This is a genomic window from Pseudomonas sp. 2725 (assembly GCF_050434585.1).
GTDB classification, from domain to species: Bacteria; Pseudomonadota; Gammaproteobacteria; order Pseudomonadales; family Pseudomonadaceae; genus Aquipseudomonas; species Aquipseudomonas jessenii.
The window spans coordinates 457129-470315 of sequence record NZ_JBNDIV010000007.1 but is presented as its reverse complement, the minus strand read 5'-3'; the positions used below and the strand labels follow the sequence as shown (position 1 = coordinate 470315).

The following is a 13187-nucleotide window of genomic DNA, read 5'->3' as shown; positions in this document are numbered from 1 at the left end:
ATGAACTGAAGCAACCTGCTGCCGAAAACTGCGTAACTCTTTGTTTACCAAGGAGTTTTCCGTTTCGACTGCGCCGGAAGTGGGGCGAATTATAGACACCTGGAATCTGCCGTCAACAGCTATTTTCACAATTCTGTCATATAGGACAAAAAAGCCCCGAAAACAAAAAGGCCGACCCAATGGGTCGGCCTTCTGCGCCCTTCTACTTACAAGCTAGGGAACGCGAATTGCGAAGCCTCGTGGCTCGCACGCTGTGGCCAGCGCTGGGTGATGGCCTTGCGACGGGTGTAGAAACGCACACCATCCGGGCCGTAGGCATGCAGGTCGCCGAACAGCGAACGCTTCCAGCCGCCAAAGCTGTGATAAGCCACCGGCACCGGCAGCGGTACGTTGACACCGACCATGCCGACTTCGATTTCGTCGCAGAACAACCGCGCGGCTTCGCCGTCACGGGTGAAGATGCAAGTGCCGTTGCCATATTCGTGATCGTTGATCAGTTGCATGGCTTCTTCCAGGCTGTTGACCCGAACAACGCACAGCACCGGCCCGAAGATCTCTTCTTTATAGATGCGCATTTCTGGCGTGACGTTGTCGAACAGGCAACCACCCAGGAAGAAGCCTTCCTCGTGACCAGCGACGGTCAGGCCACGGCCGTCCACCACCAGTGTCGCGCCGGCAGCTACGCCGTCTTCTACATAACCGCTGACCTTGTCGCGCGCCTGGCCAGTCACCAGTGGGCCCATGTCCAGGCCGCAGTTGGTACCGGCACCGATTTTCAGCGCCTTGATTTGCGGAACCAGTTTGGCCACCAGTGCATCGGCCACCTGATCACCCACGCACACCGCTACCGAGATTGCCATGCAACGCTCGCCGCAAGAACCGTAAGCCGCGCCCATCAGTGCGCTGACGGCGTTGTCCAGGTCTGCATCCGGCATCAGCACAGCGTGGTTCTTCGCACCGCCCAGGGCTTGGACGCGCTTGCCACGCTTGGTGCCTTCGGAATAGATGTATTCGGCAATCGGCGTCGAACCCACAAAGCTCAGCGCTTTGACTTCCGGCGCTTCGATCAATGCGTCCACCGCAGTCTTGTCACCGTGTACCACGCTCAGCACGCCTTTGGGCAGGCCCGCCTCCAGCAGAAGCTGTGCAATCAGCAGCGTCGAGCTCGGGTCACGCTCGGAAGGCTTGAGGATAAAGCAGTTACCGCAGACGATCGCCAGCGGGTACATCCACAACGGCACCATGGCCGGGAAGTTGAACGGAGTGATACCGGCCACCACGCCCAGCGGCTGGAAGTCAGACCAGGCATCGATGTTCGGTCCGACGTTACGGCTGTACTCGCCCTTGAGGATTTCCGGAGCCGCGCAAGCGAACTCGACGTTCTCGATGCCGCGCTTCAATTCACCGGCAGCATCTTCCAGGGTCTTGCCGTGCTCTTCGCTGATCAGTTGGGCGATACGCGCTTCGTTCTGCTCCAGCAGTTGCTTGAAGCGGAACATCACTTGGGCACGCTTGGCCGGCGGCGTGTTGCGCCAGGCCGGGAATGCAGCCTTGGCCGCGTCGATGGCGCTCTGGATGGTTTCGCGGGTCGCCAGCGGCAACTTGTGAATTGCCTGACCGGTAGACGGGTTGAACACATCAACCGCGCGACCGTTCTCGGTCACCAGTTCGCCATTGATCAAATGCGGAATAACGCTCATGGAAGCTCCTGAAAAGTTGTCCACAGGCGTCCGTTAAAGAGCGCCTGCTATATAGATGCTTTTTGTAGGAGCGAGCTTGCTCGCGAAGATGGTGAGGGCGCCGCGTTCATCCAGGCAGCCCACATCATCGTTAACGTCCATCGCGAGCAAGCTCGCTCCTACAGGTGTGTTGTCAAATCAGTCGATCTTGCTCAGCACTTCGCCGACCGCGTCGAACAGACGATCCAGGTCCTGCGGCTTGCTGTTGAAGGTTGGGCCGAACTGCAGGGTGTCGCCGCCGAAGCGCACGTAGAACCCGGCTTTCCACAGCGCCATGCCGGCTTCGAACGGACGCACGATCGCGTCGCCGTCACGTGGAGCGATCTGGATCGCGCCGGCCAGGCCGTAGTTGCGGATGTCGATGATGTTCTTGGTGCCCTTGAGGCCGTGCAGCGCATTTTCGAAATGCGGTGCGACTTCGGCCACGCTCTGTACCAGGTTTTCCTTTTGCAGCAGGTCGAGTGCTGCCAGGCCAGCGGCGCAAGCCACCGGGTGCGCGGAATAGGTGTAGCCATGGGGGAATTCAACCGCGTATTCAGGCGTCGGCTGATTCATGAAAGTCTGGTAGATCTCGGAGCTGGCAATCACCGCGCCCATCGGGATCGCACCGTTGGTGACTTGCTTGGCGATGCACATCAGGTCCGGTGTCACGCCGAAGGTGGTTGCACCGAACATGGTGCCGGTACGGCCGAAACCGGTGATCACTTCGTCGAACACCAGCAGGATATTGTGCTGGTCGCAGATTTCACGCAGACGCTTGAGGTAACCCTGTGGCGGCACCAGCACGCCAGCGGAACCGGCCAATGGCTCGACGAATACCGCCGCGATGTTCGACGCATCATGCAGTTCGATCAGCTTCAACAGCTCGTCAGCCAGGGCGATACCGCCCTGCTCCGGCATGCCACGGGAGTAAGCGTTGCTTGCCAGCAAAGTGTGCGGCAGGTGATCGACGTCCATCATCGCCTGACCGAACAGCTTGCGGTTGCCGTTCACGCCACCGAGGCTGGTGCCGGCGATGTTCACACCGTGGTAGCCACGGGCACGGCCGATCATTTTGGTCTTGGTCGACTGGCCCTTCAGGCGCCAGTAAGCACGGACCATTTTTACAGCGGTGTCAGCGCACTCGGAACCCGAGTCGGTGAAGAACACGTGGTTGAGGTTGCCCGGGGTCAGGTCGGTGATTTTTTCAGCCAACTGAAAGGACAGCGGATGGCCGTACTGGAAGCCTGGCGAGTAATCGAGGGTACCCAGTTGCTTGGCGACCGCTTCCTGGATTTCCTTACGAGTGTGCCCGGCGCCACAGGTCCACAGACCGGACAGCGAGTCATATACCTTGCGGCCCTTGTCGTCGATCAGCCAACTGCCTTCGGCGCCAACGATCAGCCGTGGGTCGCGCTGGAAGTTGCGGTTGGCGGTGTAAGGCATCCAGTGAGCATCGAGCTTGAGCTGGCTGGCCAGGGAAGTCGGTGCGTTTTCAGGCTGGTTCATGGGCGTAACCTCGCAAGGCAATAAGCGGCGTAAGGATTGAAAACCGTTGTTGCAGCTAAATTGCCACGGGGATAAAGTCGGTGAAATCCAACTTTTCTAATGTTCAGTCAGCCAACTACTAAACTTTGAGTAACCCGCATGAGTACTCGCCGTCCCGATCCGCTGGCCCAGGTCAGCGACTTTGATATTCGCCTGCTGAGGATTTTCCGCAGCGTGGTGGAATGCGGCGGCTTCTCCGCGGCGGAGACCGTGCTGGGCATCGGTCGCTCGGCGATCAGCCAACAGATGAGCGATCTGGAGCAACGCCTCGGCCTGCGCCTGTGCCAACGGGGACGTGCCGGGTTTTCCCTGACCGAAGAGGGCCGCGAGGTCTATCAATCGGCATTGCAGCTGTTAAGTGCGCTGGAAAGCTTCCGCACCGAGGTCAATGGCCTGCACCAGCACTTGCGCGGCGAATTGATCATCGGTTTGACGGACAACCTGGTCACCCTGCCCCACATGCGCATCACTCATGCCCTCGCGCAATTGAAAGAACGCGGCCCGGACGTGCAGATCCAGATCCGCATGATCGCGCCCAATGAAGTCGAACAAGGCGTGCTCGACGGTCGCCTGCACGTCGGCGTGGTACCGCAGGCCAGCGCATTGTCGGGGCTGGAGTATCAACCGCTGTATAGCGAGCGATCGCTGTTGTACTGCGCGGTCGGTCACCCGCTGTTTTATGTCGACGACAAACAACTGGACGACGAACGCCTGAACAGCCAGGACGCCATCGCCCCGACCTTTCGTTTGCCGGCGGAAATCCAGGCCCATTATCAGGCGCTCAATTGCACCGCCAGCGCCTCGGACCGCGAAGGCATGGCCTTCCTGATCCTGACCGGACGCTATATCGGTTACCTGCCGGATCACTACGCGAGTCTTTGGGTACAGCAAGGCCGGTTGCGAGCGCTGAAAGAAAAAACACGCTTCTATGACCTCAGCCTGGCGTCGGTCACACGCAAGGGACGCCGACCGCATCTGGTGCTGGAGAGTTTTCTCGAGAGCCTGGCCGCGACGCGTTGAAAACTGTGGGAGCGGGCTTGCTCGCGAAGGCGGTGTGTCAGTCACATGAGTATTGACTGGGACGACGCCTTCGCGAGCAAGCCCGCTCCCACATTAGCTTGCGGTGCAGTGTTTTATTGTGTGAGGTCTTGTCTGAAACCGGTGGGTACGTTATCAACGCACTGGCCGTCCCACCCACTCGTTCGGAAGTGCTTATGACCTTTGAAGTCCCAGCCCACGGCGCAAAACACGTCAGCCGCATTCGTCAGAAAAACGAAGAGACCATCATCAAGGCCGCCGAAGACGAGTTCGCCCGTCACGGGTACAAAGGCACGAGCATGAACACCATCGCCCAGAATGCCGGGTTGCCCAAGGCAAACCTGCATTACTACTTCACCAACAAGCTCGGTTTGTACGTGGCGGTGCTGAGCAACATCATCGAGCTGTGGGACAGCACGTTCAACACCCTCACCGCCGAGGACGATCCGAGCGAAGCCTTGACCCGCTACATCCGCGCCAAAATGGAGTTCTCCCGGCGCCAGCCGCAAGCCTCGCGGATTTTCGCCATGGAAGTCATCAGCGGCGGCGAGTGCCTGACCGAGTATTTCAACCAGGACTATCGCGCCTGGTTCCAGGGTCGTGCGGGCGTGTTCCAGGCCTGGATCGACGCCGGTAAAATGGACCCGGTCGATCCGGTGCACCTGATCTTCCTGTTGTGGGGCAGCACCCAGCACTACGCCGACTTCGCCACGCAGATCTGCCGCGTCACCGGGCGCACCAAGTTGACCAAACAGGACATGGAAGACGCCGGGGATAACCTGATCCGCATCATTCTCAAGGGCTGCGGCCTGAAACCTGCCATCTAAGCACTTATGCCATTTACCCTCAGCGGTTTTTGCGAATACCGCGAAGAGATTCGCAAGAGCCGCTTCATTACCTTCGCCGCGCCGATCTCCAGCCCCGCCGAGGCCCAGGCGTTCATTGAACAGCACAGCGACTTGAATGCCTCGCACAACTGCTGGGCCTGGAAGCTCGGTGATCAGTACCGCAGCACCGATGATGGCGAGCCCGGCGGTACGGCCGGCCGGCCGATTCTGGCGGCGATCGAGGCACAGGATTGCGATCAGGTCGCGGTGCTGGTGATTCGCTGGTATGGCGGCATCCAACTGGGCACCGGGGGGCTAGCCCGGGCCTATGGCGGAGGTGCAAACAAATGCCTGCAAGCGGCGCCAAAGCTCGAGCTGATCAGCCGGGTGCCACTGCATTGCGCTTGCGGATTTGCCGAGTTGGCCCTGGTCAAGCTGCGGGTGGCGGAGGCAGGTGGATTGGTTGTGGATGAAAGCTTCACCGCCAATGGTGTCGAGTTGCAGTTGGCCGTAGGCGATGCGCAAATCGACACCTTACAGTCACAACTGGCCGATTTGAGTCGCGGGCGAATTTTGTTACGGCGCTAAAAGGCTTCAGCACCGGCTGCAATTTTTTGGGGCACGCCGCTTTTTCACTTATTCCATATTTGCCCACATCTGCTGTGCACCCGCCTGTGGATAACCTGAGCACATACCGCTGTAACCCTTTTGTCATGCGGCTTTGCGGACTTTGCTCAATTTTCGTCCAATCTGCCATCAAGCACGTCAAATTCAAATAAAAACAAATAGTTACAGCGGTTTATCGCCTTTAGAAGTAGCCACTCAGTGCTTATGCCCGTGCAGTGAGCTTGCGCACAAATACTGTGGAGCAATCTGTGGATAACCCGTTCATGGCCGTCTCGGCGCCCTGTACGGTATGGCTTGTGGTCGATTGCTCATTTTTTGAGCAAAACCCCACGAGCAAAATCGGGGCTTGATTTGCGCCATTGCCCCCATGTGGTGCCGGGCTGTGCGTGGCACATTTGAAAGCTGCGTACTGAACGCCTCTGGTCGCAGGACTTCGAGATTTTCCTGACCTAGTGGCCAGAAAATTGCTTTATCCACAGGCACAAGTCCAACAGCACTGAGCCTGTCATGCCCAATCACGCTCCAATCCCTGATCCAGTTCCGCGCCTGCAACTGCGTAGAATCACAAAACGCTACCCCGGCTGCCTGGCCAACGATGCCATCGACCTGACCATTGCCCCTGGCGAGATCCATGCCCTGCTCGGCGAAAACGGTGCGGGCAAAAGCACGCTGATGAAGATCATCTACGGCGTTACCCACGCCGATTCCGGCGAGGTGATCTGGCAAGGTCAGCGGGTGAGCCTGCGCAATCCGGCCCAGGCCCGGGGTTTGGGAATCGGCATGGTATTCCAGCATTTTTCGCTGTTCGAAACCCTGAGCGTGGCACAGAACATCGCCCTGGCCATGGGCGCGGCGGCAGGCACACCCAAACAGCTTGAGCCGAAGATTCGCGAAGTGTCCCGGCGCTACGGCATGACGCTGGAACCGGAGCGACTTGTCCACAGCCTGTCGATCGGTGAACGGCAGCGGGTGGAAATCATTCGCTGTCTGATGCAGGACATCCGCCTGTTGATTCTCGATGAACCGACTTCGGTGCTGACGCCGCAGGAGGCCGACGACTTGTTCGTCACCCTGCGCCGCCTCGCCACCGAAGGCTGCAGCATTTTGTTCATCAGCCACAAGCTCGGGGAAGTGCGTGCGTTGTGCCACAGCGCAACGGTTTTACGAGGCGGTCGGGTGGCCGGGCATTGCGTGCCGGCCGAGTGTTCGGACCAGCAACTGGCGCGCTTGATGGTCGGTGAAGCGGCGGAGTTGATCGCTGACTATCCGAAGGTTACCGGAGGTGATGCGTGCCTTGATGTCCGTGGATTGTCCTGGCACAACCCGGACCCATTCGGCTGCTCGCTTGCCAACATCGACCTTGAAGTGCGCCGCGGTGAAATTGTCGGCATCGCCGGTGTCGCCGGCAATGGCCAGGATGAGTTATTGGCCTTGCTCAGCGGCGAAGCACTGCTGCCCCGCAACGCCAGCGCGACGATCCGTTTTGGCAAGGAACCAGTCGCCCATTTGCGTCCCGATGCTCGCCGCCAACTCGGCTTGGCGTTCGTCCCCGCCGAACGCCTGGGTCATGGTGCGGTGCCGGAACTGAGCCTGGCGGACAACGCGCTGCTGACTGCTTTCCAGCACGGCTTGGTGAGTAACGGCCTGATCCAGCGCGGCAAAGTCGAAGCAATGGCCGAGGAAATCATCCGCCGTTTCGGGGTCAAGACACCCGATAGCCAGGCGCCTGCCCGCAGCCTGTCCGGCGGCAACTTGCAGAAATTCATCCTCGGTCGGGAAATCCTTCAGCAACCCAGACTGCTGGTCGCCGCACACCCGACCTGGGGCGTGGACGTCGGTGCCGCCGCCACCATTCACCGCGCCTTGATTGCCTTGCGCGATGCCGGCGCGGCGATCCTGGTGATCTCCGAAGACCTGGACGAACTGTTCCAGATCAGCGACCGGCTCGGCGCCTTGTGCGGCGGTCGGCTGTCGGCGCTTCACGCCACCGTCGACACCCGCCTGAGCGATGTCGGCGGCTGGATGGCCGGCCAGTTCGGTGCCCCTCAATCACTCGCATCCGCCACGCGCTAACGGAGTGTCACATGCTGCTTTCTCTTGAACCTCGCGGCCAGCAATCGCGCCTGATGCTGTGGTGCTCGCCGTTGCTGGCGGCTGCACTGCCCCTGGGCTGTGGATCGTTGTTGTTTATCGCGCTCGGGCATGACCCGTTGCTGACCTTGCACACCTTGCTGATCGCACCGGTCAGCGACCTGTACGGCGTCTCCGAATTGCTGGTCAAAGCCCTGCCGATTCTGCTCTGCGCATTGGGCCTGGCCGTCGCCTATCAGGCGCGCATCTGGAACATCGGTGCCGAAGGTCAACTGCTGCTCGGTGCGCTGGCCGGCAGTGCGCTGGCGATGAACATCATCGATATGCAAAGCCGCTGGGCGCTGGTGTTGATCCTGCTTACCGGCACCCTGGCGGGCGCTGCGTGGGCCGGGCTGACGGCGTGGCTGCGTACGCGCTTCAACGCCAATGAGATCCTGACCAGCATCATGCTCAACTACATCGCACTGAACCTGCTGCTGTTCTGCGTTCACGGCCCTTTGAAAGATCCCGCCGGGTTCAACTTCCCCGAGTCAGCGATGTTCGGTGACGCCAGCCGCCTGCCGCTGCTGATGGACGATGGCCGGGTCCACGCCGGGGTTTACTTCGCCCTGCTTGCGTTGGTGGCGGTGTGGGTGCTGTTGCAGAAAAGCTTTGTCGGTTTCCAGATCAAAGTACTCGGGCTGGACAAGCGTGCCGCCGGCTTCGTCGGCTTTCGCGAGAAGCGCCTGATCTGGCTCGCGCTGTTGATCAGCGGCGGCCTGGCGGGGCTTGCCGGTGTGTGCGAAGTCACCGGTCCCATCGGCCAGCTGGTGCCGCAGGTCTCGCCGGGCTACGGCTATGCGGCGATCACCGTGGCATTTCTCGGTCGTCTGAATCCTGTCGGCATCCTGTTTTCCAGCCTGTTGATGGCGCTGCTGTACATCGGTGGCGAAAGCGCACAAATGAGCCTGAACCTGCCGCAAGCGATCACCCAATTGTTCCAGGGCATGATGCTGTTTTTCCTGCTGGCCAGTGATGTGCTGATCCTCTACCGACCGCGTTTGAACCTGCGCCGGGCCCGCCGCGCACAATCCACCGTCGTACAAACAGGAGCGATGTGATGGATATCGATCTGCTGAGCAATATTTTCTATGCCATGGTCCGCTGCGGTACGCCGTTGTTGCTGGTGGCGCTGGGGGAACTGATCTGCGAGAAAAGCGGCGTCCTCAACCTGGGCCAGGAAGGCATGATGCTGTTTGGTGCGGTGATCGGTTTCATCGTCGCGTTCAATACCGGTCACCTGTGGCTCGGCGTGTTGCTGGCAATGCTCGCCGGGATGCTGTTGTCGTCGCTGTTTGCCCTGGTGGCACTGGTGTTCAACGCCAATCAGGTGGCCACCGGTCTGGCCCTGACGATTTTCGGCGTGGGCCTGTCGACCTTCGTCGGTGCGGCGTGGGTCGGCAAGCCGCTGGCGGGATTCGAGCCGGTGGCGATGCCCTATCTGAGTGAAATCCCACTGATCGGGCGGATGCTGTTTGCCCAGGATCTGCTGGTGTATCTGTCGTTCGCGTTGTTTGCATTAGTGGCCTGGGTGATTCTGAAAAGCCGCGTCGGGCTGATCATTCAGGCGGTCGGGGAAAACCCGGATGCGGCCAGCGCCATGGGCTTGCCGGTGTTGGCCGTGCGGACCTTGGCGGTGTTGTTCGGCGGTGCGATGGCCGGGTTGGCCGGGGCTTACCTGTCCCTGGCTTACACGCCGATGTGGGCGGAGAACATGAGCGCCGGGCGCGGCTGGATTGCCCTGGCGCTGGTGGTGTTCGCCAGTTGGCGGGTGTGGCGCCTGCTGCTCGGCGCGTACCTGTTCGGGCTCGCCAGCATCCTGCACCTGGTGGCGCAGGGACTGGGGCTGGCGATTCCGTCGAGTCTGCTGGCGATGTTGCCGTATGTCGCGACCATTGGGGTGCTGGTGCTGCTGTCCAGGGATGCGGTGCGCACACGGTTGTATGCGCCGGTTTCGCTGGGACAGCCGTGGCAGGCTGGGCATTAGTGGTTGTTTGGGCGGGCCTCTTCGCGAGCAAGCCCGCTCCCACATAACCGCATCTTGCGTAATTAATGTGTCTGGCGCAGACCCTGTGGGAGCGAGCTTGCTCGCGATGGCTGCCGAACAGGCAACACTTGAGCAATGCCCCACGCCAATTCAAACACCAGAAAAACCACCAGCAGCGAACTCGCGCCATGGATCAGGGCATAAGCCTGCCAGGCCGAGAACAGGAATCTGCCCACGGCGTCATACCGCCCATAAACCTGCTGCGGATCACGAATCCGCAACACCGCCCATACGCACACAATCGAGCCCAACAAATTCGCCATCAACATGTGCACCGGCTCGAACGGTGGCAGCTCACCGGGCAAACTCAACGCCTGACTCACCCACGTCAAAATCCCATGCAACGCCGCAAAACTCCACGGCGTGACAAACGCGACCGTCACGATCAGGTCATACCAGGCACTGCCTTGCACCAACCGGCGATATTGCGTTGTAGTCCACATCGACATTGCTCCATCAATTCAGGGAGCAATAAGGCTAAAGCCTGGAGTATGCTCCAGGGTCAAGCCCCCTCGAGACGTCATGATGCGCATCGGTGAATTAGCCCAGGCCAGCGCCGTCAGCCGCGACACGCTGCGCTTTTACGAGCAGCGCGGATTGATTGCGGCGCAACGCAGCGCCAACGGGTATCGCGACTATCCGCCAGACATGGTGCAACTGGTGCAGTACATCAAGACCGCGCAACGGCTGGGCTTTACCCTCGGCGAGATCGGCAACAGCGTCGCTACAATCTGGCAGTCGCCCGATCCCGACAGTGCCGTCACGCAACTGCTGCAAGACAAACTCAAACTGATCGAAGCCCGCATGGCCGAACTCGGCGCGCTGCGCGATGAGTTGCAACAACGGCTCGGGCAACAGTGTCCATTGAATCCACGACTCTGAATTTTCAAGGAAGCCACTCATGTCCAAGGCAAAAACCGCGCTCATCATCGGCGCCTCCCGGGGGCTTGGCCTCGGGCTGGTGAAAACCCTGTTGGCCGATGGCTGGCAAGTCACCGCCACCGTGCGCGATCCGCAAAAAGCCGAAGCCTTGCAGGCCTTGGGCAAGGTGCGGATCGAAAAGCTCGACATGGACGATCAGCAAGCGGTGTCCGCCCTGAGCCAACAACTCAAGGGCGACGTGTTTGACCTGTTGTTCGTCAATGCCGGGGTCAAGGGGCCGGATGTCCAGACGCCGAACGGTGGCGCGACAATGGCCGAAGTCGGTCAGCTGTTTTTCACCAACGCCGTGGCGCCGATCAACCTGGCCCAGAGTTTTGTCGAGCAACTGCGACCGGACACCGGCGTGCTGGCGTTCATGAGTTCGGTGCTGGGCAGCGTGACCATGCCCGATGCGCCGGAACTGGCACTGTACAAGGCCAGCAAGGCGGCGCTGAACTCCATGACCAACAGCTTCGTCACTCAGTTGGGCGAAACCAGGCTCACCGTGCTGTCGCTGCACCCGGGCTGGGTGAAAACCGACATGGGTGGTGAAGGCGCGGACATCGACGTGGAAACCAGCACCCGTGGCCTGGTCGATCAGGTGAATGCGTATGTCGGCAAGGGTGGGCATCACTTCATCAATTACCGGGGCGAAACCATTCCCTGGTAATACCGCCGGGTTGCATCGGCCTGTCGGGTTGGGCTTGCCCGCCGGGCCGTTTTGATCGACACTTCGCACCTCGCCTCCCCGGCGAACCTGGATCAGCAGACAGGGCAACACTGAGCTGGCAACCCTGAACCCAACTTTCAGAGGAGCCGGCCAACATGCCTGCGACCCGTACCTGGTTAAAGAATCCCCTCGCCATTTTCACGTCCAATGGTCTCGATGCCCGTGGCGGTCTGGTGCTGCAAGACGGTTTGATCGTCGAAGTGCTCGGCGCCGGTCAACAACCGTCCGCACCGTGCAATCAAGTGTTCGATGCCCGCGAGCATGTGATCCTGCCGGGCCTGATCAACACCCATCACCACTTCTATCAAACCCTGACCCGCGCCTGGGCGCCGGTGGTCAATCAGCCGCTGTTCCCGTGGCTGAAAACCCTGTACCCGGTCTGGGCACGACTGACCCCGGAAAAACTCGCCCTCGCCACCAAAGTCGCGTTGGCTGAATTGCTGCTGTCCGGTTGCACCACCGCCGCCGACCATCACTACCTGTTCCCGGAAGGTCTGGAAAACGCGATCGACGTGCAGGTCGAGAGCGTTCGTGAACTGGGCATGCGCGCCATGCTCACCCGTGGATCCATGAGCCTCGGTGAAAAGGACGGCGGCCTGCCGCCGCAACAGACCGTGCAGGAAGGCGAAGTGATCCTCGCCGACAGCCAGCGGTTGATCGCCGAGTACCATGAACGCGGTGACGGCGCGCAAATCCAGATCGCCCTGGCACCGTGCTCGCCGTTCTCGGTGACCCCGCAAATCATGTCGGCCAGCGCCGAACTGGCGAACAAACTCGACGTGCGCCTGCACACCCACCTGGCAGAAACCCTCGATGAAGAAGATTTCTGCCTGCAACGCTTCGGCCTGCGCACCGTGGACTATCTGGACAGTGTCGGCTGGCTCGGCCCGCGCACCTGGCTGGCCCATGGCATCCATTTCAACCCGGATGAAATCGCCCGCCTCGGCGCCGCCGGCACCGGTATTTGCCATTGCCCGAGTTCGAACATGCGCCTGGCCTCGGGCATCTGTCCGAGCATCGAGTTGACCGATGCTGGAGCCTTGCTTGGTTTGGGCGTGGACGGTTCGGCATCCAACGATGCCTCGAACATGATGCTCGAAGCGCGTCAGGCGTTGTACATCCAGCGCCTGCGTTATGGCGCCGAGAAGATCACCCCGGAGCGCGTGTTGGGCTGGGCGACCAAGGGTTCGGCGAGCCTGCTGGGTCGTACCGATATCGGCGAGTTGGCGGTGGGCAAACAGGCTGACCTGGCGATGTTCAAGCTCGATGAACTGCGTTTCTCCGGCAGTCATGATCCGGTGTCGGCGTTGCTGCTGTGTGGTGCTGATCGCGCGGATCGAGTGATGGTCGGTGGCAAGTGGCGGGTGATCGACGGACAGGTCGAGGGGCTGGATCTGAAGGGGTTGATTGCTGATCACAGCCAGGCGGCACGGCAACTGATCGCCGGGACCTGATACAACACCGATTAAAACTGTGGGAGCGGGCTTGCTCGCGAAGGCGTTGTATCAGTCGATATTTATGTGACTGACACACCGCCTTCGCGAGCAAGCCCGCTCCCACATTGGTTTTGTGGATTGGCGCACCAGTGGGTGGCAGCTGTG

The 13187-nt window shown here is 60.5% G+C and carries 12 protein-coding genes; 9 read left to right on the top strand and 3 right to left on the bottom strand.

Annotation, left to right across the window (positions count from 1 at the left end; all coding sequences use genetic code 11):
* Positions 1-206: 206 nt before the first annotated feature.
* Positions 207-1700 carry a CoA-acylating methylmalonate-semialdehyde dehydrogenase gene (locus ABIE16_RS22180; protein ID WP_090452969.1) on the bottom strand — a complete coding sequence of 498 codons (1494 nt, stop codon included), beginning with the start codon at positions 1698-1700 and terminating at the stop codon, positions 207-209.
* A 177-nt stretch (positions 1701-1877) separates the two neighbouring features.
* A complete protein-coding gene (locus tag ABIE16_RS22175; protein ID WP_057712120.1) occupies positions 1878-3227 on the bottom strand; it encodes an aspartate aminotransferase family protein in 1350 nt (449 codons plus the stop codon).
* Between the two features lie 138 nt (positions 3228-3365).
* Here ABIE16_RS22175 and ABIE16_RS22170 point away from each other — a divergent pair, with 138 nt between their 5' ends.
* The 6 genes from ABIE16_RS22170 to ABIE16_RS22145 all read left to right on the top strand — a co-directional run bounded on the left by ABIE16_RS22170 (position 3366) and on the right by ABIE16_RS22145 (position 9875).
* A complete protein-coding gene (locus tag ABIE16_RS22170; protein WP_150815110.1) occupies positions 3366-4286 on the top strand; it encodes a LysR family transcriptional regulator in 921 nt (306 codons plus the stop codon).
* Between the two features lie 194 nt (positions 4287-4480).
* Positions 4481-5131, top strand: coding sequence for a TetR/AcrR family transcriptional regulator (locus ABIE16_RS22165; RefSeq protein WP_429521933.1), 651 nt, complete (start codon positions 4481-4483; stop codon positions 5129-5131).
* Positions 5132-5137: 6 nt separating this feature from the next.
* Positions 5138-5719 carry an IMPACT family protein gene (locus tag ABIE16_RS22160; RefSeq protein WP_218495123.1) on the top strand — a complete coding sequence of 194 codons (582 nt, stop codon included), beginning with the start codon at positions 5138-5140 and terminating at the stop codon, positions 5717-5719.
* 546 nt (positions 5720-6265) lie between these two features.
* Positions 6266-7831: an ABC transporter ATP-binding protein gene (locus ABIE16_RS22155; RefSeq protein WP_340317712.1), complete on the top strand. Its 1566-nt coding sequence runs from the start codon at positions 6266-6268 to the stop codon at positions 7829-7831.
* An 11-nt stretch (positions 7832-7842) separates the two neighbouring features.
* Entirely contained in the window at positions 7843-8949 is a 1107-nt protein-coding gene (locus ABIE16_RS22150) for an ABC transporter permease (protein WP_429521932.1), read from the top strand.
* The gene (locus ABIE16_RS22145) at positions 8949-9875 is read left to right on the top strand and encodes an ABC transporter permease (RefSeq protein WP_154861063.1); all 927 of its coding nucleotides are present in this window, start codon (positions 8949-8951) and stop codon (positions 9873-9875) included. The genes ABIE16_RS22150 and ABIE16_RS22145 overlap by 1 nt, the downstream gene beginning before the upstream one ends.
* A 62-nt stretch (positions 9876-9937) precedes the next feature.
* Here ABIE16_RS22145 and ABIE16_RS22140 read toward each other — a convergent pair whose 3' ends face one another.
* The gene (locus tag ABIE16_RS22140; RefSeq protein WP_407514942.1) at positions 9938-10378 is read right to left on the bottom strand and encodes a hypothetical protein; all 441 of its coding nucleotides are present in this window, start codon (positions 10376-10378) and stop codon (positions 9938-9940) included.
* Positions 10379-10460: 82 nt separating this feature from the next.
* Here ABIE16_RS22140 and ABIE16_RS22135 point away from each other — a divergent pair, with 82 nt between their 5' ends.
* The 3 genes from ABIE16_RS22135 to ABIE16_RS22125 all read left to right on the top strand — a co-directional run bounded on the left by ABIE16_RS22135 (position 10461) and on the right by ABIE16_RS22125 (position 13040).
* Entirely contained in the window at positions 10461-10817 is a 357-nt protein-coding gene (locus ABIE16_RS22135) for a MerR family transcriptional regulator (protein WP_150756635.1), read from the top strand.
* 19 nt (positions 10818-10836) lie between these two features.
* Complete coding sequence (locus tag ABIE16_RS22130; RefSeq protein WP_090452961.1) at positions 10837-11526, top strand: SDR family oxidoreductase; 690 nt, start codon at positions 10837-10839, stop codon at positions 11524-11526.
* 155 nt (positions 11527-11681) lie between these two features.
* Positions 11682-13040 (top strand): 8-oxoguanine deaminase, encoded by a 1359-nt coding sequence (locus tag ABIE16_RS22125; RefSeq protein WP_429521931.1) that lies wholly within the window; start codon positions 11682-11684, stop codon positions 13038-13040.
* Positions 13041-13187: the final 147 nt, after the last annotated feature.